Source organism: Nocardia beijingensis NBRC 16342 (genome assembly GCF_001612785.1).
Classification (GTDB): Bacteria; Actinomycetota; Actinomycetes; order Mycobacteriales; family Mycobacteriaceae; genus Nocardia; species Nocardia beijingensis.
In genome coordinates this window covers 31066-55263 of sequence record NZ_BDBC01000016.1, presented here as the reverse complement: position 1 = coordinate 55263, position 24198 = coordinate 31066, and the positions used below count along the sequence as shown (strand labels likewise).

Genomic DNA, 24198 nt, shown 5'->3' with positions numbered 1-24198 from the left:
GTGGCTCGCGTCCGAGTGGCCGCCGCTTGCTCCTTCGTCGCCTACGCGGCGGCCACTCGGACGCGAGCCGGGCCGCGAACGGCGGATGCTCGGTCTCGCTTCGCTCGAAAGTCGTGGTTGTGGTGCGCTGGGCGCGTCGCAAGCCGACAGCTCAGGCTGTGGTGCATGGCGAAAGCTCCGCCTGTGATGAGGAATGGTCGGGCCGATTCGGGGCGCCGGATCGCCGCGGGTGGTGTCTCGATTGTGTCAGGTGTCCCACTCGGTGTGCGGGCCGAGCAGCAGCGTCAGACCGAAGGATGGGCTCGCCGCTCGAGGGAGCAGGGCGGGGCCGCGCGCTGACGATCGGTGCGGGGTCAAGCGGTTCGGGTCCGCAACCATTCGCGCCAGTCGCCGACGAAGTCGGTGCGGGTGGCGCCGAGGACTTCGCGGAGGACGGCGTCTTCGGTGGCGGGGGTCTGTTTGCTCGCGGCGATGCGGCGGTAGAGCTCGACGAGATGCGTTCGGTCGTACTTCTCGGCGACGAAGGCGCAGATGGACCAGGCCTTCTCGTAGGTGAAGGCGGCGTCGGGGCCGGAGAAGTCGGTGTCGGGCGGCAGGTCGTCGGGGATGCGGCCGGCGTGGGCGTGCGCGGTGAGCGTGGGAGCGATGTCGGCGAACCGCTGGCCGTCGCGATGGTGCGCGGTGTAGTCGGCGAAGCCTTCCAGCATCCACAGCGGGGCGCCGTCGACGGTGTCGGCGCGAGCGGCGATGTGGGTGAGTTCGTGCCGCAGCAGCGTGGCCATGCCCTCGGGATCGAGGCGGCGCCCGGTGTCGGGACCGAAGACGACGCGCTGGCCGGTCGGCCTGCTGCCCGGCGTGAACGGGTCGGCGACCGAGGCGGCGGCGACCTCGGCGGGCAGCAGATCGGGCGCGCGCAGCAGGGCGGCGAATTCGGAGGGCGAGGAGGCGACGACGACGAGCGCGGATTGCGCCCAGCCCGGCCCCCAGACGTCGGTCACCGCGGCGGTGGCGTCGGCGAGTTCACGTTCCAGCACGTCGATCTCGATCCGCTGATCGGGGTGGCCGACGACCAGCGATCGCCGCCCGTCTCCGGTCGGCACCTGCCGAGCGACGATCGATCCGAACGGCTCGACGATGCGCCGCACCTCCGCCAGCCTGGGATCGGCGGCCGCCGCCTGGCCCACCGCCTCCGTCGCCCCCGGCTCCGCGGCGCGCAGGTCGGGAAGCACCGTGCTCGGCAACATGATCAGCCCGACGCACACGCCGGTGAGCGCCACCACCATCGCGACGGTGAGACAGAACTCGAATCGCCGCCGCGCCGACCACCACGCGCGCAATCGCCGCATGCCGGTCATCGGCGGGCCCCGGCCGGGGACACGGCGGCGCTGTTCGTCGCGGCGGTGCCGCGCGGACCGCGCGGGTGGCTCACCGTCGCCCGTCGCGGGTCGGTCGGGTGGTGGGTAACGCGGTGCCGCTGGTTGGCTCGCTCACGGCCTCTAGTATCGCCGAGCCGAATGGAACGGCGTCGAGCCCATGGGTGCGACCGCGACGGGCACGCCGAAGGTGGAGGCGTGCAGCATGAGCCCGTTGCCCGCGTAGATGCCGACGTGCGAGATGTCGGAGTAGAAGAACACCACGTCGCCGGGCTGCAGATCCTCCTTGGCCACGGGTGTGCCGTAGGTGGCCTGCTGCGAACTCGTCCTCGGCACGTTCTTGCCGACCTGCTTGAACGCCCACTGCACGAGACCGGAGCAGTCGAACTTGTCCGGACCGGTGGCGCCCCACACGTAGGGGTCGCCGACCCGCGTGAGCCCGGCCGCCAGCGCGCTGGTGCCGCTGCCGGGGACGAGGCCCTGTAAGAGGCTGTCGCGGTCGAAGCCGGGCGGGAACGGCGATCCGGCGAGGGCGGACTTGTCCTTGGCCGACAGCGTGCCCCAGGCCTGCACCACCTCGGCGATGGCGCCGCCGAGGTCGCTGCGCTTGTGTTCCAGATCGATGCGCACCGCATCGGCTTTCTGCGCGGCCGAACGGGCGGCGTCGGCGGCGGTGCGGGCCTCCGATTCGGCCGCGGTCGCGGCGTCGGTGGCCTTCTTGTAGTGCTCGAGTTGCGCCGAGGTCTGCGCGGACACCACGTCCAGCGTGGACATCTGATCGAGCAGCTGCTGCGGTGAATCGCTGACCAGCACGGCGAACAGGCGATTGGTGCGGGCGCCTTGATAGGCGGCGATCGCGGTGCGGTCGATGACCGGCTGATACCGGCGGACCTCGTCCTTGGCCTGGTTCACCAGGTCGGTGCTCGCGGCCAGCCGGGCGTCGGCGTCACGCTGGACGGCGAGTTTCGCCTCCAGCTCGGCTTCCGCGCCGAGTGCCTGCTGGTTGAGCTGCTCGGACTGACGAGACAGATCGATCATCCGCTGCACGGCTTCGCTCGCGGTCGAGGGAAGCGCCACCGGATCCGCTCCGGCCGGTCCGCCGCCGTAGAGACAAGCGGCGAGGAATCCGGCTGCTAGCGTCCCTGCCACCAGACGTTTGCTCTGCTGTCCCCGGTGATGTACAGCCACAGCCCGCGGTGCCCCGTTCTCCTCGTGAAGCTTTCGGCGAACCCCGAGGTTTGCTCCGGGCGAACCGGGGTAATCGGTCGAAGGTCTCGGTTAGGTTACGGAACGGCCCGCATCGATGTCCAGTAGAGAACGAATTGATCACAGGGCCGTGGTGCGGTCGGGCCGCGCTCGCGCGGCCCGACCAGCTGCTCAGAAGCGGCGAGCGCCCGCGATCGGCATGGAGGAGATCGGCGCCACCTTCACCGGCTGGCCCGAGGTGGACGCGTGCACGACGTTGCCGTCACCGGCGTAGAGGCCGGAGTGGCTGCCGCCGTAGAACGACACGAGGTCACCGGGCCGCAGGTCGTCCAGCGACACGGGGGTGCCCGCGGACAGCTGGGCGCCGCTGGTGCGGGGAAGTTCGACACCCGCCTGGCGGTAGGACCACTGGACCAGGCCGGAGCAGTCGAAGGCGTCCGGGCCCGCCGCGCCGTAGACGTACGGCGAACCGACCTTGCTGAGCGCCGCGTCCAGCGCGACGTCGCCGGAAGACTTGGGTGCCACGAAGGGCAGGGGGGCGGGGCCGGGCAGCTCGAGGCCGGGCACGCCCGGGGGAACCGGCAGCTCGTTCGGGACGTCGAAGGTGCCCACGCCGGGGATGGTCACCGGCTGGGCCGACGCGGGGGCTGCGGGCAGCAGGAACGCGCCGATGGTGGCAGCGCCGACGGCCCCGGCGGCAACAGCGCGCTTCGCCTGACGCTTGGCGGCGTTTGTCGTCATGATGCGGTACTCCCAATCTGCCTCACGACGCCGCACCCGGTGGTGCCGCGGACTTCGTCGGCGCCGCACCGATCGGCGCGGCGGACTCCGTGAGGTCTCGAGAAGGTTACGAACACATCACGGTCGTTTGTAAAGCGTCGGCGAAGCGAAAAGGGCTTGCTCAACAATTTCGGCGGCGAATGGGTGTGAGATACATCCCAGCGAATCACGAAAAGATAACGACGTGAAATACGCACGAGCGCGCACGTGCGCGAGGGGTGGTGGGACGAGGTGGGCCGGTCGGTCACCTCGGGGAGGTATGCCTGGTGTTTTCGCAGGTGGAAGCGCCTACTTCACCGTAGGAGCCGGTATGGTCCCGAGTTCGTACACCGTAGAGCCGGGTGTCGGCGACACGCCCGGCCTCGCCCACTCGCGTTCCACCGGACACGCGGCAATGTTTGATACAGTTTTCTACCTTTTGTGATCTGGGTCTCTTTTCCGAATTTCTAGATCATTTTCCGGGTATCGCCCCGGAATCCGCACGGTGTTATTCGGACAATGCGTGGCGTATCCGCGCGCCCGGTTCCTGTCGGACCGTGGCTCTACGCTGCTGGCCGTGTCCCGACCCGTGCCGCGCCCGGCCGCCGAGCAGCTGGCCTTCGACGAGCTCGACACCCCCTTGTACGACACGACTTTCGTCGTCGTGGATCTGGAGACCACCGGGACCAGTCCGGGAGCCGACGGCATCACCGAGATCGGAGCGGTGAAGGTGCGCGGCGGGGAGGTGCTCGGCGAGTTCGCGACGCTGGTCAACCCGGGACGGGCGATTCCGCCCGCGGTCGTGCACGTCACGGGCATCACCACCGCGATGGTGTACGCCGCGCCGCGCATCGAGGCGGTGCTGCCGGGCTTCCTGGAATTCGCCGCCGGCGCGGTGCTGGTCGCGCACAACGCCAGGTTCGACATGGCGTTCCTACGCGCCGCGGCGGCGCAGTGCGATACGCCGTGGCCGCCCGCGCAGGTGCTGTGCACCGTGAAGCTGGCGCGCCGGGTGCTCGGACGCGACGAGGCGCCCTCGGTGCGGCTGGCTTCGCTGGCCCGGCTGCTCGGCGCCACCACCCAGCCGACGCACCGGGCGCTGGAAGACGCCCGCGCGACTGTCGACGTGCTGCACGCCCTGATCGCCCGGGTCGGGAACCAAGGCGTCCACAGTCTCACCGAGCTGCTCGACTACCTGCCCGGCGTCACACCCCGGCAGCGCTCCAAACGCGTCCTGGCGGCCGATCTCCCCGCCGCTCCGGGTGTGTATCTGTTCCGAGGCCCTTCCGACGAAGTCCTCTATATAGGCACGGCCGTGAACTTGCGCCGCCGCGTCCGCAATTACTTCACCGGTTCGGAGACCCGGGGGCGGATGAAAGAGATGGTGTCACTGGCCCTTCGGGTCGACCATGTGGTGTGCGCGCACGCGCTCGAGGCAGGGGTGCGCGAACTGCGGCTGCTGGTGGCGCACACCCCGCCCTACAACCGCCGGTCGAAATTTCCCAAGCGCGCCTGGTGGCTCACCCTCACCGACGAGCCGTTCCCACGGTTCTCGGTGGTGCGCGAGCCCGGCCGCGCCGCGCTGGGACCGTTCCACTCCCGCAACGACGCCGCCGATCTGGGCGTGATCATCGCCGAATTCACCGGTTTGCGCACCTGCACGGCGCGGTTGTCCCGAAAGGCGGTGCACGAGTGCCCGCCCGCTCTGGTCGGCGGGTGTCCGGCGGGCTCCGGCGGGAAGCGGTTGGACATGACGCAGTACGCCGCGGCGCCCGCGCTGGTGCGCGCGTTGTTCGCCGGGCACAGCGACGCGCCGATCCGCCGCATGCTCGATCGCATCGAAAACCATGCGCGCGCCGAGCATTTCGAGGCGGCCGCGCGGCTGCGTGATCGCGCGGCGCGCGTGGTGCGCGCGCTGCGGCGCACCCAGCGCCTGGCCGCGGTGGCGCGCATCGCCGAGCTGATCGCCGCGCATCCCGACGGCGACGGCGGGTGGGAGTTCGCGGTCATCCGGTACGGCCGCCTCGCCGGTGCCGGCACCGCCGCGCGCGGTGTGCCGCCGATGCCCGTCGTGGAGCAGATCGTCGCCGCCGCCGAGACCGTGATTCCGGCCGCGGTGCCGAACTCCGCCGCGCTGCCGACCCTCGCGCCGGACTCCACGTGGACTCCGGTCGAGGACGCCCCGCCGTTGCGCGGCGCGTCCCCGGAAGAAGTGGCGCTGGTCGCCCGCTGGCTGGCCCGGCCGGGGGTGCGGATCGTGCGGACCACGGACGGCTACCACGAACCGATGTCCGGCGCGGCGCGCTGGCTGGGCTGGGCGGAACTGGCCGACGCCGCGGTCCGCGCTCAACCGACCGAGCAGGCCTATCTGGACCGCTTAGGCTGAGCGTCATGATTACCGCGATCGTCTTGATCCACGCCGACAACGGCCGCATCCCGGAGACCGCGCAGGCGGTCGCGGACACCGACGGCGTCGCCGAGGTCTATTCCTGCGCGGGCGACGTGGACCTGATCGCGATCGTGCGGGTACGCGACCACGAACAGATCGCCGATGTGGTGACCGGGCGGATCGACAAGACACCCGGTGTCCTGCGCACCACGACGCACATCGCGTTCAAGTCGTATTCCCGCGCCGAAGTGGAGGCCGCTTTCTCGCTCGGCGAGTAGTCCCGCTGCCTTCGCCGGGCCTGCGTCAGCGGTCGCCGAGCGTCTGCGTCAGCTTCGCCCAGCGTTCCAGTAGCGCGGTGGCGGCGCCCGTGTCGATCGCCTCGGCGGCGCGCTCGACGCCCGCCGCGAGCGCCGCGTGCAGATCCGCGTCCGGATCGCCCACGCCGCGCGACCAGTCGTAGGCGACGATGGCGGCCGCCGAATTCACCAGCACCGCGTCCCGCGCCGCGCCACCGCGACCGGCGAACACGTCACGGGCCACGCCCGCGTTCACCTCGGCGTCACCGCCGCGCAGCGCGTCCAGATCGACCCGGGGGATGCCGATGCGGGTCGGATCGATGGTGGTCCGGCGCGTTCGTCCGCCCGACACGATCCACGCCTCGGTGGTGTCGGAGGTGGTGATCTCGTCCAAGCCGTCGTTGCCGCGCACCACCAGTGCGCTCGCGCCGCGGTCGGCGAACACGCCCGCGATCACGGGCAGCAGGTCGGTGAAGGCGCAGCCGACCAGACCGGCGCGCGGCTGCGCGGGGTTGGTCAACGGACCCAGCACGTTGAAGACGGTGGGGATGCCGATCTGGCTGCGCGCCGCACCCGCGTACCTCAGGGCGGGATGGAACACGGCCGCGAAGCAGAAACCGATGCCCGCCTCCCGCACACAGCGCGCCACCGACTCGGGACCGAGCGCGAGCTTCACGCCGAGCGCCTCCAGCACATCGGCGCCGCCGCTCTTGGACGACGCGGCCCGATTGCCGTGCTTGACCACCGGCACCCCGGCCGCGGCCACCACGATCGAGGACATGGTGGAGATGTTCACCGAACCCGACCGGTCACCGCCGGTGCCGACGATGTCGACCGCGTCGCCATCGATCCGCACCAGCCGCGCGTGCTCCAGCATGCCGGTGGCCAGGCCGGTCAGTTCGGCGGGGGTGGGGCCCTTGATCTTCATGGCGACGCCGAAGGCGGCGATCTGCGCGGGGGTGGCGTTGTCGGACATGATCTCGCTCATCGCCCACGCCGTGTCGTCCGCTGCCAGGTCGCCACCGTCGGCGAGGGTTCCCAGCACCTGGGGCCAGCTGCGCACGCTCATTCCACACTTCTCCCGTCACACTGGTCGCGACTCGTCCCGGCACACCGGTCCGCGCACCAGTTCGTCCACCCGCAGCCTAATGCGCGACCGGTTATGCCGGAGTGTGCGGTGCGACGCCTGGTTGCAGGGCGTCCCAGCCGTCGGCGACGCCGTCGTGGCGCTGGGCCAGGCCGGCCATCCGGGAGCGCTCCTGGGAGCAGTGCAGGGCGTCGAGTACCTGGACGCGTTGCAGGATCACCGTCTCGAACTCGTCGGCGCCGGGGCCGCCGACCCGCGGCGCGGGGGAGTAGCCGTCCTGTGCGGCTATCGCGCAGACGGCCTGCACGTGCCCGGGCGGGATACGCAGGTGATGCCGCAGCACCGCGGGCGCGTCCGGCGTCAGAGCGGTCGCGCGCGCCAGCGCGGCCGAACACGCCTCCGCGTCGTCGAAGCCGGACGCGACCACGACCAGATCCGCCCGGTCCGGGTCGAGCGCGGCAGGCCGGTCCCGCCGCAGCAGCCGCCGCAGTCGCGATGTCACCTTCATCTCAGCTTCTCCTTACCCTCGCCTGTCATGCTGGCCTCGCTCCCCGGGTCGCCTACTCGCTCGTAACCGCCCTCCGCCTGGTCGAGAGCCTGTCCTCGCCTGCGTTTTCCGACACGGAGGAACGAGTTTCGTACCCGGCTACTGCCGTCGTACTACGACGAGTCATACTTACCCCCGTGACGACCGCAGTAGGGACCCCAGGATCGGCCATTACCCAGCGTGTGCATTCGCTGAACCGGCCCAACATGGTCAGCGTCGGTACCATCATCTGGCTGTCGAGCGAGCTGATGTTCTTCGCCGGCCTGTTCGCGATGTACTTCGTCGCCCGCGCCCAGGCGCACGGTAACTGGCCGCCGGAGCCGACCGAGCTGAATCTGAAGCTCGCAGTACCGGTCACGACCGTGCTGGTCGCGTCGTCGTTCACCTGCCAGATGGGCGTGTTCGCCGCGGAGAAGGGCGACGTGTTCGGCCTGCGCCGCTGGTACGTCGTCACGCTGATCATGGGCGCCTTCTTCGTCGGCGGCCAGGGCTACGAGTACATGAACCTCGTGCACGAGGGCACCTCGATCTCCAGCAGCTCCTACGGCTCGGTGTTCTACATCACCACCGGCTTCCACGGTCTGCACGTCATCGGTGGTCTGATCGCGTTCGTGTTCCTGCTGGCGCGCACCAAGGTCAGCAAGTTCACCCCGGCGCAGGCCACCGCGGCGATCGTCGTCTCCTACTACTGGCACTTCGTCGACATCGTGTGGATCGGGTTGTTCGCCACGATCTACTTCGTCCGCTGATCGTGGACGCCGCGCCGCCCATCGGGCGCGGTGCGACCCGAGATCTTTCGCACAAGTCGGTTCCGTCTACTCCAAAGGGACACAGATGAGTTCATCGCCCCCGTCAGCGCCAGAGCCCGCCAGCCCCGGGAACGGCCAGGCCAGCAAGACGCGCAGGCAGCGCCGCGTTCGCCGTCGCATCGCGGGCGGGCTTGCGCTGCTGGTGGGCCTCGTCGGAGCAGGCTTCCTGGCATCGGCCCTCACGCCGGACCCGCAGCGCGCCACCGCGCACGAGGACCAGTCCGCGCTCATCCGCGAAGGCCAGCAGCTCTACGAAACCTCCTGCATCACCTGCCACGGCGCGAACCTGCAGGGTGTCGCCGACCGCGGTCCCAGCCTGATCGGCGTCGGTGAGGCCGCGGTCTATTTCCAGGTGTCCTCCGGCCGCATGCCGATGGCCCGCAACGAGGCCCAGGCGCAGCGCAAGCCGCCGAAGTTCGACGCCCACCAGACCGACGCGCTGAGCGCGTACGTCGCCGCCAACGGCGGCGGTCCGACCGTCGTGCGCGACGCCAACGGCGAGGTCGCCCAGGAGTCGATGCGCGGCGACGACATCGCCCGCGGCTCGGAGCTGTTCCGGATGAACTGCGCCTCCTGCCACAACTTCACCGGACGCGGCGGCGCGCTGTCCTCCGGTAAGTTCGCGCCGCCGCTGGAACCGGCGAGCGAGCAGCAGATCTACGCGGCGATGCTCACCGGCCCGCAGAACATGCCGAAGTTCTCCGATCGCCAGCTGAGCGCGGAGGAGAAGCGCGACATCATCGCCTACGTCAAGAACGCGACCGAGGAGCACAGCCCCGGCGGCTGGGATCTCGGCGGGTTCGGTCCCGCGACCGAGGGCCTGGCCATCTGGGTGGTCGGCATCACGCTCGTCGTCGGCGCCGCGATGTGGATCGGATCCAGGTCATGAGCAATAGCGAGAAGGAGCGAGACGACATGGGTCGGCCGGATGAGGGCCACGACGCGCAACTGTCGAAGGAGCAGTCGGTGCACGCCACCCCGGCGGAGCCCACCGAGGCGGACCTCGACAAGATGTCGCGCGACGAACTGGTCAAGCTCGGAACCGAGCGCGACGACGTCGACGTCGCCTACCGCCGCGAGCGCTTCCCGATTCCCGGCACCCGGGCGGAGAAGCGGGCCGAACGGGCGGTCACCTTCTGGTTCGCCGTATCCGGCATCGCGGCCGCGGCGCTGGTCGGCGTGTTCCTGTTCTGGCCGTGGGAGTTCAAGGGCAAGGACGAGGAGGGCCACGGGCTCTACTCGCTGTTCACCCCGCTGGTCGGCCTGACCTTCGGCATCTCGGTGCTGGTCATCGGCATCGCGGTGGTGCTGATCCGCAAGCTGTTCATCCCCGCCGAGCTCTCCATCCAGCAGCGGCACGACGGGCCTTCGCCCGAGGTCGAGCGCCGCACCCTGGTCGCCGAGCTGCAGGACGCGTTGGAGACCTCCACGCTCGGCCGCCGCAAGATGATCACCCGCACCGCGGGCGCCGGCGTCGGCGTGCTCGGCATCGGCGCGCTGCTGGTGTTCGTCGGCGGTCTGATCAAGAACCCGTGGGCCAAGGGCGACAAGTCGCCGCTGTGGGTCTCCGGCTGGACTCCTGACTTCCCCGGCGAGACCATCTACATCCGCCGCGACACCGGTCGCCCGGAGGACGTGGTGCTGGTGCGTCCGGAGGACCTGGACGCGGGCGCCATGGAGACGGTGTTCCCGTGGAAGGAGAAGTGGCGCGGTGACGAGCACGCGACCTTGCAGTCGCTGCGCGGCATCCGCAACGCCGTCATGCTGATCCGCCTGCGCACCGAGGACGCGCAGAAGGCGATCAAGCGCAAGGGTCAGGAGAGCTTCAACTACGGCGACTACTTCGCCTACTCGAAGATCTGCACCCACCTCGGCTGCCCGACCTCGCTGTTCGAGCAGCAGACCAACCGGATCCTGTGCCCCTGCCACCAGTCGCAGTTCTCCGCGACCGAGTGGGGCAAGCCGGTCTTCGGTCCCGCCGCTCGCGCGCTGCCGCAGCTGCCGATCACCGTCAACGCTGAGGGCTTCCTGGTCGCCAACGGCGACTTCATCGAGCCGCTCGGCCCGGCCTACTGGGAGCGCCGTTCATGAGTCCTTCAGTCGCAGCCCAAGCCAGCGAGGCGGACGAGCGCTACCGCGCCGCCGCGTTCGTGAAGCGGTCGATCAACAAGGTCTTCCCGACGCATTGGTCGTTCCTGCTCGGCGAGATCGCGCTCTACAGCTTCATCATCCTGCTGCTGTCGGGTGTCTACCTGACCTTGTTCTTCGATCCGTCGATGAGCGAGGTCGTCTACAACGGCGCCTATCAGCCGCTGCGCGGCGTGACCATGTCGCGCGCCTACGAGACCGCGCTGAACATCACCTTCGAGGTCCGCGGCGGCCTGTTCGTGCGGCAGGTGCACCACTGGGCGGCGCTGCTGTTCGCCGCGTCGATCATCATCCACCTGTTCCGCATCTTCTTCACCGGCGCGTTCCGCAAGCCGCGTGAGGCGAACTGGGTGATCGGCTCGCTTCTGCTGATCCTGGCGATGTTCGAGGGCTTCTTCGGCTACTCGCTGCCCGACGACCTGCTGTCGGGCACCGGCCTGCGGGCCGCGTTCGGCGGTATCACGATGAGCATCCCGATCGTCGGCACCTGGATGCACTGGCTGATCTTCGGCGGTGACTTCCCCGGCGACATCATCATTCCGCGGCTCTACATCGCGCACGTGCTGTTGTTCCCCGGCATCATCCTGGCGCTGATCGCGGCGCACGTGGCGCTGGTGTGGTACCAGAAGCACACCCAGTTCCCCGGCCCTGGCCGCACCGAGAACAACGTGGTCGGCGCCCGCATCGTGCCGGTGTTCGCCGCCGACCAGGGCGCGTTCTTCGCCTTCACCCTCGGCATCGTGGGCATCATGGGCGGCGTGTTCCAGATCAACCCGATCTGGAACCTGGGTCCGTACAACCCGTCGCAGGTCTCGGCGGGTTCGCAGCCGGACTTCTACATGATGTGGACCGACGGCATGGCCCGGTTGATGCCGCCGTGGGAGCTGTACCTGGGTCGCTACACCGTGCCCGCGGTGTTCTGGGTCGCGCTGATCATGGGTCTGGTGTTCGCGGTGCTGATCGCCTACCCGTGGATCGAGAAGCGGCTCACCGGCGACACCAGCGCGCATCACAACCTGTTGCAGCGTCCGCGTGACGTACCGGTCCGTACCGCGATCGGCGCGATGGCCATCGCGTTCTACCTGGTGCTCACGCTGTCGTGCGTCAACGACATCCTCGCGCTGAAGTTCGACATCTCGCTGAACGCCACCACCTGGATCGGTCGCATCGGCCTGCTCGTCGCCCCGCCGGTGGCGTACTACCTCACCTACCGGTTCTGCATCGGCCTGCAGCGCAGCGACCGGGCGGTGCTCGAGCACGGCATCGAGACCGGTGTGATCAAGCGCCTGCCGCACGGCGAGTACATCGAGGTGCACCAGCCGCTGGGCCCGGTCGACGACCACGGCCACCCGATCCCGCTGGAGTACCAGGGCGCGCCCGTTCCGAAGAAGATGAGCAAGCTGGGTTCGGCCGGCAAGCCCGGCACCGGCAGCTTCCTGCGGCCCGACCCGCAGGAGGAGAGCGATCGGCACTTCGAGATCGAGCACGCCGAGGAGCACAAGCAGCTGAAGGTGCTGCAGCAGGCGCAGAACGCGGCGAACGGCAAGCACGGCCACTGACGCCGACCGCGCGAACGGCCCCGAGTCGACCGACGACTCGGGGCCGTCGCGCGTCATGGCGCCGCTGTCACAGGCGTGGCGCCGCGCGGCGTGCGGCCTCGATGGCCTCGAATTTGGCGAGATTGTGCCTGGCATCGGCGAGCGCGTCGTGCGCGTCCGGCGGGATCGGCGGCAGTTCGGGACGGCCGTGCGCCTCCCAATGCTGGCGCAACTCGTTGGTGTAGCGCGGCAGCGCGTTGGGCAGATCGACCATCGAACCCCACAACTGGCACAGGGCGACGTGGTCGTAGGCCGACACCCAGGCCCACAGCTCCGGCTGCACGGTCGGCCGCGGCACCAGGAACGCGTACAGCTCGTCCCGGATCCGGTCGCGGCTGCGCCACAGCGGCGAAGAAGGCGAAGGCAATTGGGGCAGCACGAATTTGCGCACCCATGGCCCCGCACGCCTGGCGTCGAACTCGGTGGACACCGCGTAGTACTCCCGGCCGTCCTCGCAGACGACGCCGATGGAGACCAGATCGATGGTCACTCCGTCTTCGATGAATTCGCAGTCATAAAAATATCTCAAGCACTGTGCCTCTCTGATATCTCCGTCGGCAGGAGATTCGACAGCAATGGGACGGCGTTTCCGATGTTCTCGATCGCACTCGAACCATACGGGTCGCGCCAGGTGGCGCCACCTACCGGGCAGAACCCATTCACCCTGGGTGGAGCGATTCCACCCCTGGGACTGGGTGTCCCCACAGGGTGTGCGGTCCGTAAGCTGAAGTCGTGAACTGGACCGTCGACGTACCCATCGATCGCCTGCCGGAACTGCCGCCGCTGCCCGTCGAGCTGCGCAGGCGGTTGGACGACGCGCTGGCGCGACCCGCGCTGCAGCAGCCGTCCTGGGACCCGGAGCAGGCGGCCAAAATGCGCACCGTGCTGGAGAGCGTCCCGCCGATCTGCGTGCCCGCCGAAGTGGAAGAGCTGCGCGGGCAGCTGGCCGAGGTCGCCCGCGGTGAGGCTTTCCTCCTGCAGGGCGGCGACTGCGCGGAGACCTTCGCAGACAACACCGAGCCGCACATTCGCGGCAACATTCGCACGCTGCTGCAGATGGCGGTGGTGCTCACCTACGGCGCGAGCCTGCCGGTGGTGAAGGTCGCGCGGATCGCGGGCCAGTACGCCAAACCGCGCTCCTCGGACACCGATTCGCTCGGGCTGAAGTCCTACCGCGGCGACATGGTGAACTCGCTGGTCGCCGACGCGGCGCTGCGCGAGCACGACCCGTCGCGCCTGGTCCGGGCCTACGCCAACGCGAGCGCGGCGATGAACCTGGTGCGCGCGCTGACCGGCGCCGGCATGGCCGACCTGCACAAGGTGCACGACTGGAACCGCGACTTCGTGGCCAAGTCGCCCGCGGGCGCCCGCTACGAGGCGCTGGCCGAGGAGATCGACCGCGGCCTCGCGTTCATGACCGCGTGCCGGGTGAACGACCCGAGCCTGAAGTCGGCCCGCATCTACGCCAGCCACGAAGCGCTCGTGCTGGACTACGAGCGCGCCATGCTGCGCCTGAGCGAGAACGCGATCGGCGAGCCGGTGCTCTACAATCTGTCGGCGCACTTCCTGTGGATCGGCGAGCGCACCCGCCAGCTCGACGGCGCGCACATCGCCTTCGCGGAACTGCTCGCCAACCCGATCGGCCTGAAGATCGGCCCGTCCACCACGCCCGAGCAGGCCGTGGAGTACGTGGAGCGGCTCGACCCGAACAACGAGCCCGGCCGGCTGACCATTGTTTCGCGCATGGGCCACAGCAAGGTCCGCGACGTGCTGCCGCCCATCATCGAGAAGGTGCAGGCCACCGGTCACCAGGTGATCTGGCAGTGCGACCCGATGCACGGCAACACGCACGAGGCGTCCACCGGCTTCAAGACCCGCCACTTCGACCGCATCGTCGACGAGGTGCAGGGCTTCTTCGAGGTGCACCACGCGCTGGGCACGCATCCCGGTGGCATGCACATCGAACTCACCGGCGAGGACGTCACCGAATGCCTCGGCGGCGCACAGGACATCTCCGATCTCGATCTGTCCGGCCGCTACGAGACCGCCTGCGACCCGCGCCTGAACACCCAGCAGTCGCTGGAACTGGCGTTCCTCGTGGCGGAGATGCTCCGCTGAGTTCCGCACCGCGGTTGTCGAGAAGGTAGGCGTGTGGACGCCTGCCTTGCCGCGGCGATGGGATCAGGGCAGTGCGACGAGGGTGACGGTGTCGCCCGCCTCGAGGTTGACTCCGATCGCGGGGGTCTGCGACACCACCAGGGAGCTGTCCGCGCGCGCCAACTGCTTCACCTCGACCTGCAACCCGAGGCTCTCCAGCTTGGCGCGGGCGTTGGCCACGGTCCACCCGCGCACGTCGGGCATCTTCAGCGCGTTGGAGATCAGCAGGACGACGCCGTCACCTGACTGGATGGTGGCGCCCGCGCCCGGCTGGGTGCCGATGGCCTTGTCCGCCTCGACGCTGCGGTCGAACTGTGGTCTGGTCTCGCGGATCGCGATGCCGGCGGCGGCGAGGATCTTGGTGGCTTCCTCGGTCGGCTTGCCGCGGACGTCGGGAACCTTCACCGGCTGGGAGCCCTTGCTGCGGTAGACCTTCACCTGCGCGCCGAGAGGTAGCACGGTGCCCGGCTTCGGGTCCACCCTGGCCACCGATCCCTTGGGCGCGGTGCTGCCCTCCTCACCCGCGTCGACCGGTTGCAGGCCGTTGTCCCGGATCAGCTGGTTGACCTTCGACACCTGATCACCGGCTTTGACGTCCGGCACCTTGGGCTTGCCGTTGGAGACCAGGACGGCGACCGTCGACCCCTTGGTGATCTTGGAACCGGCCGAAGGGTCGCTGCCCACCACGCCGCCGACCGGGATCGTGTCCGACGCCTTCTGCCTGATCTCGGTCTCGAATCCGGCGTTCTGCAAGGTGACGACCGCCTTGTCGGTGTCGAGCCCGGCGATCGGCGGCACCGCCGAGTAGCGGCCGACCCCCAGCCACCAGCCGCCGACGCCGACCAGCAGGGTGAGAACCGCGACGACGGCCACCCACACCCACACCGTGCGCCGGGAGCGGTGGAGATCGTCGGCGTAGGGCGGATACGGCGCTGCGGGGTGCGCTTGACGCACCGGTTGCGGGTCGTAATCCTCCAGCGCGTTGTGCTCGAGACGCGGCCGCTGGGCGGTGACCACTTTGGTGTGCTGCACCGGCTGCGGTGGATGGGCCGACGCACCGGCCGAGCCGGGCCGGTCGTCCGGTGGAACGGCCCGGTAGCCGGCGCTGAGATGCTCGGCGGAGTCCTGCGGCGCGGGCACGCGGTAGGCGGGCAGCCGCAGCTCCGCGCCGATCAGCCGCAGCGCGGCCGCCATCTCGTTCGCGTCCGCGAACCGGTGGCCGGGTTCGCGCGCGGTCGCCTTCGCGACCAGTTCGTCGAACTCCGGCGGCACTCCGGCGATGAATCCGCTCGGGCTTGGCACATCGTTCTCGATGCGTTGATAGGCCACCGAGATCGACGTGTCGCCGGTGAACGGCACCCGGCCGGTGAGCATCTCGAAGATCAGCACGCCGAAGGAGTAGACGTCGCTGCGCGAGTCGGCGGAGCCGCTGGTCACCTGCTCGGGCGACAGATAGGCGGCCGTGCCGAGGATGACGCTCGCCGAGGTGGTGTTGGCCGCGGCCACCGCGCGCACCAGGCCGAAATCGGCGATCTTCACCTCGCCCGCGTCGGAGATCAGCACGTTCTCCGGTTTGATGTCGCGGTGCACCAGCCCGGCGGAGTGCGCGACGCCGATCGCCGCGAGCACCGGTTCGGCGACCGCGCGCACCGCGTGCGGCGGCATCGGGCCGCGCTCGCGCAGCAGCTCGCGCAGCGTGCCGCCCTCCACCAGCTCCATGATCAGGAAGGGGTGGTCGCCGTCGACGCCCTGGTCGTACACCGCGACCAGCGAAGGATGCTTCAGTTTGGCGACCGCGCGCGCCTCGAACTCGAACCGGGACAGGAACTGGGGATCGCCCGCGAACTTCGGGTCCATCACCTTGATGGCGACCGGCCGGTCCAGGCGGGTGTCGACCCCGCGGAAGACCATCGACATTCCGCCGCGGGCGATCGGCGCATCGATCCGATAGCGCCCTTCCAGCATCTGGCCGATCAAGAGAAGTCCTCCGGCTTTCATGAAGTCAGCCGCTCCGTGCGGCCCCCACGATGGTATCGACTCGCACCACCCCGGGTGTCTCACGACGTGCGGCGGGCGACCGTCTACCGTTGTCCGGGTGAGTGCATTTCCCTGCAGTGACGACGTCCTTCCGCAGTCGGTGCCCCTGGTGTCGCTGCCGGAGGTGGCCGAGCGACTCGGGCTGGTGGTGACCCGGGTGCACCAGATGCTGCGCGACCACCAACTGATCGCCGTCCGCAGAGCGGGCGTGGCCGGCGTCCCCGAGCGGTTCTTCGATGACACCGGCGCCGTCGTGAAGGCGCTGCCCGGCCTGATCACCGTGATGCGCGACGCCAAGTACACCGACGAGGAGATCCTGGAGTGGATCTTCACCGACGACGACAGCCTGCCCGGAAAGCCGATCGACGCCCTGCACGGACCACTCGCCCGCGAAGTCCTGCGCCGGGCAGCCGCCGAGCCGTTTTAGATTTCCAGCGCCTTCGGCGCTGGGTGTTCGCGGCCCCTTTATGGCTCGCGTGTGCGCGGCCGCCGCTTGCTCCTTCGTCGCGGACGCGGCGGCCGCGCACACGCGAGCCGGGCCGCGAACGGCGGATGCTCGGTCTCGCTTCGCTCGAAAGTCGTAGTTGCGGTGTGCTGGCGCGTTGGTAGCGGAACTCATCACTAGGCGCGCGCGGTGAAAATGGGCGGCGAGCGGCCTGCCATGGGCTGTCGCTTGCTCCTTCGTCGCGTGCGCGGGGGCCGCGCACACGCGAGCCGGGCCGTGAACGGCGGATGCTCGGTCTCGCTTCGCTCGAAGCTGGTAGTGGCGTCTGGTGCCTGGCTAGTACGGGTTTGCTGTTGCCGCTGGCCTGAAGTCGGTGCAGTCGGCGTCACTTCCGGCTGCGGTGCCGGTACTACCGGGTCTGGACCGCTTGCTCGGTCCCGCTCTGCTCGAAGCGGGGTTGAGGCGGAAAGCGGCGGCTGCGGGATTGTGTCGTGGGAATCACCCTTGATCTGGGGTGCGCATCCGGGCGGTGTCGCAGGGGCCGTGGTCAGCGGGTGAGGCGGTCGCGGAGGGTGGCGGTGGTGAATTCGGTGGCGGCTATGCGGAGGCGGTGGTGGCGGGGGACCACCGCGCGGTGGTCGAAGACGGCGTAGTCGCTGCGTTCGATGTGGCGCAGGATGTCGGCGTACAGGGTGGCCGCGGTGCGGATGGCGGGGCGTACGCGTGGTTCGAGCAGGTCGATGCCGGGTTCGGCGCGGCGGTAGAGGTCGCGGTTGACCGCGATGAGGTGGGCGAGGGCGCGGCGGACGCGCGGATCGGTGCGGCCGGTGCGGCGGCACTCGAACAGCAGCTCCTCGTCGACGCCGAACGCGGCGATGGCGTCGGCGGGCAGGTAGACGCGGTCGCGGTCGAGATCTTCAGCGACGTCGCGCAGGAAGTTGGTCAGCTGGAACGCCTCGCCCAGCGCGGCGGCGGCGGGTTCGGCCGCGGACACCGGGACGACCGTGCCGAGCACCGGCAGCAGCTGCAAACCGATCGCGGCCGCCGAGCCGCGCATGTATTCGCGCAGCTGCGCCATGGTGGCATAGCGGTTACGGAACGCGGGTGCGCCCGGCGCGTCCATCCGCATGGAATCCAGGAACGTCCAGAAGTGCTCGGTGGCGATGCCGTAACGGTGGATGGTGTGGGTGACGGCGGCCAAGACGAGGTCGCGCGGTCGTGGAACCGATGTCCAACTGTCGGACCGCGCGTGCTGCTCGACGACGCCGGGGTGCGACGCCAGCGCGGCCCGCAGGTCTCGCTCGATCAGGTCGAGTTCCGCGGCCGGATCACGCTCGTGCGCGGCGGGACGGGCCGCCCGGTCCACGACGTCGTCCACCATGCGCGCGAACGCGTACAGCGCGTGCACGGCGGGCCGTCGTTCGGCCGACAGCAGCCGGGTCGCCAGGAAATAGGTGCGGCCGTGGGTGGCGGCGATCTGCCTGCACTCGCGGTAGGCCAGCGGGAGCAGCGCGGAACCGGATAGGCGCGCCTCGGTCATGGGGTGGCGTGCGACGGGGTGGCCTCGCCGGGCGTGGCAGCGACGGCGTCCGGCGGCGTGGCGCGCAGCCGCAGCGGGTCCACCGTGCGCAGCGACAACGCCGCCACGACGGCGGCGAAAGTCGCGGCGGCGACGTGCCAGAAGTTGTACAGGCCGATCGACCCGTCCGGCTGGAAGACCAGCATGAGCCACGTGCACACGCCGACCAGCGCCATCAGTGTCGTGGTGGACAGCGCGAACCCGGCGGCCAGCGCCAGCGGCCACGAGTAGTACCAGGGCAGCGCGGCGGGGGAGAGGATGACGATCGCGACGAACGCGATCAGGATGCCCGCCACCGCCTCCCGCTCACTGTGCCGGAACCGCCACCAGGTCAACGCGAGCACCGCCACCAAGGCCAGCGCGCACATCGCGCGGGTCACCTCGAGCACCGATTCCAGCCGCAGCGGGGTGATCCAGGTGACCGCGTGCGCCATCACGGTCGGCAGCGACAGCCAGTTGATGATCTTCTTCGACCCGGACAAGGCGGTCAGCCAGCCGATGCCGACACCGGCGATGGCCGAGGCGGCGACGAAGACGACCGCGAACACACTCAGACCGAGGCCGGCGATCTTGCCGAACACGAGCGCGGGATGCGGCATGTCCTCGGTGGGCTCCGCGGCGTCGCCGGGTTGCTCGCTCGCGGGCAGGTGCGCCGGATCGCGCCCGACCCGCTGCGCGGCGCGGCGTTCGCGTTCGTGCAGCATCCATATCCATACCAGGAACGGCAGCGCCACACCCGCGGTCGCCTTGATGGCCACGCCGATGGCGACAACGACGATGCCTGCCACGTGATGGCGTTCCAGCACCAGCGCGATGCCCGCGCACATCAGGCCGACCATGAGCATCTCGTTGTGCACGCCGCCGATCAGGTGGATGAGCACCAGCGGATTGAGCACCGCCAGCCACAGCGCGACTGTCGGCTTGCCGCCGAGGTGCTTGGTCAGATACGGCACCGCCCACATCATCAGCGCGAGGCCGGGCAGCATGACCAGCCGCATCGCGATGGTTCCCGCCACCACGTTGTCGCCGGTGACGGCGGTGATCGCCCGCCCGAGCAGCAGGAAGACCGGACCGTACGGCGCGGTGGTGGTGGTCCACACGGGACTCACGTTGTCCAGCAGCACACCGGGATTCGCCACCGGGCCGACCTGGTAGGGGTCGAAGCCGTCGCGCAGCAGCGCGCCCTGCGCGAGATAGGAGTAGGCGTCGCGGCTGAACATCGGCACGGCGAACAGCAGCGGCGCGATCCAGATGCCGACGATGGCGCGCAGCTCGTTGAGCGTCACCTCGGCGCCGGTGCGGTCGGCCGTGCCGATCGTCGCGCGCCCGAGCCGGACCCACGCGGTGATCATGAGCAGTACGCCGATCCAGATGCAGATGGTCGACAGCGCGTAGCCGTGCCCGAATCGCAGCCAGGACAGGTGCATGGCCTCGAGCAGCGGGTCGCGCTTGCGGACGCTGCCCGCGCCGAAGCCGCCGAACATGATCATGATCGCGCCGAAGAAGCCCAGCAGGGCGGCATGCCCCTCCGGACTCCTGGCGAAGTCGGCGCAGGTGCGGACCCACCACAGGAAACCACGGGGGGCGGCCGATTCGCGACCTGCGGAGGCGGGCGACGAGGAGCGGATGTCACCGGCGGAGGCGGCCTCTGCGGTGCGCGTTTCGGGGGATGCCATCTGGTGTCGGTCCCCCCGAATGGTCGGCGGTCGCAACCGCGAGCGAATAGGTCGGCGCTTAGTTTACGGCGTCGCCTCGAACACTATCCGGCTGGTGCGCGGGCTTCCAGGCGAAGTGGGGCCCAGCTTCCCCGCGATGCGGTTTGCCGCCAGTTTCCCGGAGAGCAGCGCGGTCGGCACTCCCACACCGGGCGTGGTGCCGCAACCAGCGATAACCACGTTGTCGCTGGAGCGTGGGAAATTGCTCGGCCTGAATGGACCGGTCTGACGGAAGAGATGAGCCGCGGAGAACGGTGTGCCCGCGAGCATGCCGTAGTCGAGCCAGGTCCGCGGCGTGTCGAGCCGATCGACGGCGAAGTGCTCGGCGATGCCACGGTAGCCGCGCGTTTCCAGCACGGCGAGCAGTTCGCGGAGATAGGCGGGTCCGAGGCGCGGCCAGTCCAGCGGCGCGGCCGTGAGATTCGGGCACGGCGCCAGCAGCGAGAACGGTTCGTGGCGGCCGTCGGCGCGCTCGATGAACAGGCTCGGGTCGGTCAGAGCGGGCCGGGTCAGCAGCAACGAGGGATCGCTCATCAGCTTGCCGCGACCCCTGCGGGCGGTGATCTCGGCGAACGTCCGGTCCCAGGCCTGCCCGAACTCGATGGTGTGATGCGCCTGCACCGGCCAGCCCGCCGCGACGGCGGCGGGGACGGTGCCGTGTGCGACGACCGCAGACGGCGAGGCGCGTAACCCGCGCCTGGGCCGCACGCCCAACCGGTCGAGCGAGCCGAGGTCGGCGGTGAGCACCAGCGCGTCGCAGTCGAACGAGCGTCCGTCGGCGGTGCGCACGCGCCGGGCCCTGCGGCCCGCGTAGTCGACCCCGGCCACGTCGGTGTTCAGTTCGAGGGCGCCGCCCGCCTCGGTGAACGCTTGCGCCAGCGCCGCGGCGATCGCCCGCATGCCGCCTTCGGGGAAGTACACGCCCAGCGAGGTGTCCATATGCGGGATCGCGCCGTAGACGGCGAGCGCCCGAGCGGGCGGCATGCCCGCGTAGAGCGCCTGGAAGGTGAACAGCCGCGCCAGCCGCTTGTCGCGCAGGAACCCGCGCACCCGGGGGCCGAGCCTGCCGAAGCCGCCGAGACGCACCAGTTCGGCCAGGGCACGGCGCTTTTCGGGGAGGCGAACCATATCCAGCGGCGAGTCGAAGTTCGTGTCCATGAACTCGGTGAACTCGGCCGCGTAGATCCGCGCCAGCCAGGCGCGCAGGCGCCGGTATCCCCGCGCCTCGGCCGGGCCGCAGCTGCGCTCGACTTCCGCGGCCATCACGTCGGGATCGGCGAAGACCCTGATCTCGGCGCCGTCGGCGAACCGGGCGTGATAGCCGGGCGCCAGCCGGTGGATGCGCAGCGGAGGCACGCAGGTCTCCGGGGTACGGCCGACGGCGGCGAGCGCGTCGGTGATCAGCTCGGGCAGCGTCAGGACGGTGGCGCCGGAGTCGATCTCGTAGTCGGCGCCCAGGTAGCGACCGACCCGGCCACCGGGATGGTCGGCGCGCTCGAGCAGCGTCACCCGATGACCCGCGCCGGTCAGATACAGGGCGGCCGACAGTCCGGCCAGTCCGGCGCCGACCACAACGACGCGCTCGGTCGGTCCCGTGACGGTTCTCATCCGAGTCTCCCTGGTCAGGCGGCGCGCTTGGTGGCGGCCAGCGCCATCGCGCGCAGGCGTTCCTTGGCCGCGATCGTCGCCGAGCTGGCCTCGATGGCCGCGAGGCCGGTGTCGGTGAGTTCGGCGATCCGGTGCTCCACCTCGTCGACCGCTCCGAGTTCGACCAGCAGCGCGCGCAGCCGCTGCACCTGCTCGGCGCTCAGATCGGTGCCGATGCTCGCGCGCAGCAGCGCGGCCGCGGCGGGATCGCTGTCGTCGGCGCGCCGCAGCGCCTCGGCCAGCAGCACGGTGCGCTTGCCCTCGCGCAGGTCGTCACCGGACGGCTTGCCGGTGACCGCGGGATCGCCGAACACGCCGAGCAGATCGTCGCGCAGCTGGAAGGCGATCCCGATGGCGGTGCCGAATTCGCGGTAGGCCTCGATCAGCTCCTGGTCGGCGGCGGCGATGGCGGCGCCGAGGTGCAGCGGGCGTTCGACGGTGTAGGCGGCGGTCTTGTAGCGGTTGATCCGCAGCGCGGCCTCGACCGACTCGTCGCCGCCCGCCTCGCCGTTGATGTCGAGCAGCTGGCCGCCGAGCACCTCGGTGCGCATGTCGGCCCACACCGGCGCGAACCGGGCGATCGCCGCTGGCGCGAGGCCGGACGCGTGCACCATGTCATCGGCCCAGGACAGCGCCAGATCGCCGACCAGAATGGCCACGCTGGCGCCGAAGTGCGCCGAATCGCCCGACCACCCGCGGTCGCGGTGGCGCTGCTCGAAGTCGACGTGCACGGTGGGGAAGCGGCGGCGGGTGCGGGAGGAATCGATGATGTCGTCGTGGATCAGGGCGCACGCCTGGACGAGCTCGAGCGCGGAGCAGGCGGTGAGCACCGCGGCGGCGTCGGTGGCCTGCGGATCGCCGCCCGCGCCGAGCCACCCCGTCCACGCGAACGCGGGCCTGGTGCGTTTTCCGCCGCGTAGCACGAACTGCTCGAGCGCGTCGGTGGCCTCGACGAAGACCGGGCCGAGTCGCTCGGTCACCGGGCGGCGCGTGGCGAAGAAACGGGTCAGGGCGTCTTCCACGGCGGTGACGAAGGCGGGGGTGCCCGGCTGCGGCACCGCGGGGCGCGGCTTCTGAGTACCGGTTGCGGCGGACAGGGGAGCCTCCAAGGTCGTGCGGATGGTGGACGCACGGGGTCGCGGAGGGTGCCCCGGCGCTGCGGATGATTCGGGGCCGAGCGGGAGGCGGTCGCGCGTGTCGCTCGGCGTGGCGAACAACTCGCCCGTTGCGAACAATACGCGGGGCGTGCGAGCGACCCGACAGGGCCGCCACCGGCCACCTCTACACTGAACCGGTGACTTTCGACAACGTGCGGGGCAGCTCGACCCCTGGCCGGCCGTCCCGGACGCACCCGAACGTCTCCGCCACACCGTCGGTCGTACAGAGTCTGCGGGCGCACACGGGGCACGCGGTGCCGTTCTCCGTGGAGTTCAATCCGCCCCGCGACGCCGCCGCCGAGGCGCGGCTGTGGCGTGCGGTGCGGCAGTTCGAGTGCATGCACCCCGCGTTCGTGTCGATGACCTACGGCGCGGGCGGTTCCACCCGCGACCGCACCGTCCGGGTGACCGGGCAACTGGCGCAGGAGACCACGCTGCTGCCGGTGGCGCACCTGACCGCGGTGGAGCACAGCGTCGCGGAGCTGCGCTCGCTGGTCGGCGCGTACGCCGACTCCGGCATCCGCAACATCCTGGTGCTGCGCGGCGACCCGCCCGGTGATCCGCTCGGCGAATGGCACAAGCATCCCGAGGGCGTCTCCTACGCCGAGGAACTGGTGCGCATCGTGCGCGACCTCGGTGATTTCCACGTCGGCGTGGCCTCCTTCCCGCAAGGCCATCACCGTTCGCCGGACCTGGCGACCGACACGGCGTTCCTGGCCGCGAAACTGCGTGCGGGAGCGGAATACTCGATCACCCAGATGTTCTTCGACGTCGAGCACTACCTGCGGCTGCGCGATCGCCTCGTCGCGCTCGACCCGATCGAGGGCGCCAAGCCGATCATCCCGGAGCTGATGCCCATCACGTCGCTGCGCACGGTGCAGCGCGCCGAGCAGCTGTGCGGCAGGCCGTTGCCCGCCGCCGTGCTGAACCGGCTGCGCAAGGCGGCGGGCGACGGCGGCGAGGAGAACGCCGCCGCGGTGCGCGCGGCGGGCATCGAGATCGCCACCGAGATCGCTCAGCGGCTGATCGACGAGGGCGCGCCCTGCCTGCACTTCATCACGCTCAATTTCGCCAAGGCGACCAGCGAGGTGCTGACCAACCTCGGTTACGGCGTCACGGCCACTCCGGTCAGCGCCTGACGCGAACGGCTGTCCGGAGGAACGGGCGCCTGAACAAACCGGCTGTCAGAGCTCACACACGGGCGGTCCGCCAGAACGCGCCCGCAGAAGCGAACCGGCGTGCACGGTCG

General features: G+C 70.1%; 20 protein-coding genes. 9 read left to right on the top strand and 11 right to left on the bottom strand.

All coding sequences use genetic code 11. The annotated features are described in order from the left end of the window. Positions 1-353: 353 nt before the first annotated feature. The 3 genes from NB3_RS11135 to NB3_RS11125 all read right to left on the bottom strand — a co-directional run bounded on the left by NB3_RS11135 (position 354) and on the right by NB3_RS11125 (position 3320). Entirely contained in the window at positions 354-1355 is a 1002-nt protein-coding gene (locus tag NB3_RS11135; RefSeq protein ID WP_067800607.1) for a hypothetical protein, read from the bottom strand. A 141-nt stretch (positions 1356-1496) separates the two neighbouring features. Continuing rightward, entirely contained in the window at positions 1497-2522 is a 1026-nt protein-coding gene (locus NB3_RS11130; protein ID WP_067800604.1) for an NlpC/P60 family protein, read from the bottom strand. A 228-nt stretch (positions 2523-2750) separates the two neighbouring features. Next, on the bottom strand, positions 2751-3320 hold the full coding sequence (locus tag NB3_RS11125) for a C40 family peptidase (protein WP_067800637.1): 570 nt from the start codon (positions 3318-3320) through the stop codon (positions 2751-2753). Positions 3321-3915: 595 nt separating this feature from the next. Between NB3_RS11125 and NB3_RS11120 the strand changes: the two genes are divergently transcribed. Together NB3_RS11120 and NB3_RS11115 are read left to right on the top strand one after the other, a co-directional pair. Continuing rightward, positions 3916-5724, top strand: a complete 1809-nt coding sequence (locus NB3_RS11120; RefSeq protein ID WP_067800634.1) for a DEDD exonuclease domain-containing protein — start codon at positions 3916-3918, stop codon at positions 5722-5724. A gap of 5 nt (positions 5725-5729) precedes the next feature. Next, positions 5730-6005 carry an Lrp/AsnC family transcriptional regulator gene (locus NB3_RS11115; protein WP_067800602.1) on the top strand — a complete coding sequence of 92 codons (276 nt, stop codon included), beginning with the start codon at positions 5730-5732 and terminating at the stop codon, positions 6003-6005. Between the two features lie 25 nt (positions 6006-6030). On the opposite strand, the gene trpD is transcribed toward NB3_RS11115, so the two are convergent. Both trpD and NB3_RS11105 read right to left on the bottom strand, forming a co-directional pair. After that, on the bottom strand, positions 6031-7092 hold the full coding sequence (trpD, locus tag NB3_RS11110; protein WP_067800599.1) for an anthranilate phosphoribosyltransferase: 1062 nt from the start codon (positions 7090-7092) through the stop codon (positions 6031-6033). A 91-nt stretch (positions 7093-7183) separates the two neighbouring features. After that, positions 7184-7618 (bottom strand): hypothetical protein, encoded by a 435-nt coding sequence (locus tag NB3_RS11105; RefSeq protein ID WP_067800597.1) that lies wholly within the window; start codon positions 7616-7618, stop codon positions 7184-7186. Between the two features lie 176 nt (positions 7619-7794). Here NB3_RS11105 and ctaE point away from each other — a divergent pair, with 176 nt between their 5' ends. The 4 genes from ctaE (at position 7795) to qcrB (ending at position 12173) form a co-directional block, all read left to right on the top strand. Beyond that, complete coding sequence (ctaE, locus tag NB3_RS11100) at positions 7795-8406, top strand: aa3-type cytochrome oxidase subunit III (protein ID WP_067800594.1); 612 nt, start codon at positions 7795-7797, stop codon at positions 8404-8406. A gap of 85 nt (positions 8407-8491) precedes the next feature. Further along, complete coding sequence (gene qcrC / locus NB3_RS11095) at positions 8492-9355, top strand: cytochrome bc1 complex diheme cytochrome c subunit (protein WP_084486138.1); 864 nt, start codon at positions 8492-8494, stop codon at positions 9353-9355. A gap of 26 nt (positions 9356-9381) precedes the next feature. Next, the gene (gene qcrA, locus NB3_RS11090; protein ID WP_067800633.1) at positions 9382-10557 is read left to right on the top strand and encodes a cytochrome bc1 complex Rieske iron-sulfur subunit; all 1176 of its coding nucleotides are present in this window, start codon (positions 9382-9384) and stop codon (positions 10555-10557) included. Continuing rightward, entirely contained in the window at positions 10554-12173 is a 1620-nt protein-coding gene (gene qcrB, locus NB3_RS11085) for a cytochrome bc1 complex cytochrome b subunit (RefSeq protein WP_067800589.1), read from the top strand. The genes qcrA and qcrB overlap by 4 nt, the downstream gene beginning before the upstream one ends. A gap of 67 nt (positions 12174-12240) precedes the next feature. On the opposite strand, the gene NB3_RS11080 is transcribed toward qcrB, so the two are convergent. Next, positions 12241-12741: a polyadenylate-specific 3'-exoribonuclease AS gene (locus NB3_RS11080; RefSeq protein ID WP_067800586.1), complete on the bottom strand. Its 501-nt coding sequence runs from the start codon at positions 12739-12741 to the stop codon at positions 12241-12243. A gap of 203 nt (positions 12742-12944) precedes the next feature. On the opposite strand from NB3_RS11080, the gene NB3_RS11075 reads away from it, so the two are divergent. Then, the gene (locus NB3_RS11075) at positions 12945-14330 is read left to right on the top strand and encodes a class II 3-deoxy-7-phosphoheptulonate synthase (protein WP_067800585.1); all 1386 of its coding nucleotides are present in this window, start codon (positions 12945-12947) and stop codon (positions 14328-14330) included. A 63-nt stretch (positions 14331-14393) separates the two neighbouring features. Here the strand turns inward: NB3_RS11075 and pknB are convergent, their stop codons facing one another. Beyond that, entirely contained in the window at positions 14394-16367 is a 1974-nt protein-coding gene (gene pknB / locus NB3_RS11070; RefSeq protein ID WP_067800584.1) for a Stk1 family PASTA domain-containing Ser/Thr kinase, read from the bottom strand. Positions 16368-16464: 97 nt separating this feature from the next. Between pknB and NB3_RS11065 the strand changes: the two genes are divergently transcribed. After that, complete coding sequence (locus NB3_RS11065) at positions 16465-16833, top strand: Rv2175c family DNA-binding protein (RefSeq protein ID WP_067800581.1); 369 nt, start codon at positions 16465-16467, stop codon at positions 16831-16833. Between the two features lie 565 nt (positions 16834-17398). On the opposite strand, the gene NB3_RS11060 is transcribed toward NB3_RS11065, so the two are convergent. The 4 genes from NB3_RS11060 to NB3_RS11045 all read right to left on the bottom strand — a co-directional run bounded on the left by NB3_RS11060 (position 17399) and on the right by NB3_RS11045 (position 22901). Continuing rightward, positions 17399-18391, bottom strand: coding sequence for a phytoene/squalene synthase family protein (locus NB3_RS11060; RefSeq protein WP_067800578.1), 993 nt, complete (start codon positions 18389-18391; stop codon positions 17399-17401). Beyond that, positions 18388-20106, bottom strand: a complete 1719-nt coding sequence (locus NB3_RS11055; RefSeq protein ID WP_067800575.1) for an alpha-(1->6)-mannopyranosyltransferase A — start codon at positions 20104-20106, stop codon at positions 18388-18390. The genes NB3_RS11060 and NB3_RS11055 overlap by 4 nt, the downstream gene beginning before the upstream one ends. A 63-nt stretch (positions 20107-20169) precedes the next feature. Then, positions 20170-21753 (bottom strand): phytoene desaturase family protein, encoded by a 1584-nt coding sequence (crtI, locus tag NB3_RS11050; RefSeq protein ID WP_067800571.1) that lies wholly within the window; start codon positions 21751-21753, stop codon positions 20170-20172. Between the two features lie 14 nt (positions 21754-21767). Continuing rightward, a complete protein-coding gene (locus tag NB3_RS11045; RefSeq protein ID WP_067800627.1) occupies positions 21768-22901 on the bottom strand; it encodes a polyprenyl synthetase family protein in 1134 nt (377 codons plus the stop codon). A 185-nt stretch (positions 22902-23086) separates the two neighbouring features. On the opposite strand from NB3_RS11045, the gene NB3_RS11040 reads away from it, so the two are divergent. Beyond that, entirely contained in the window at positions 23087-24088 is a 1002-nt protein-coding gene (locus tag NB3_RS11040) for a methylenetetrahydrofolate reductase (RefSeq protein WP_067800569.1), read from the top strand. Positions 24089-24198: the final 110 nt, after the last annotated feature.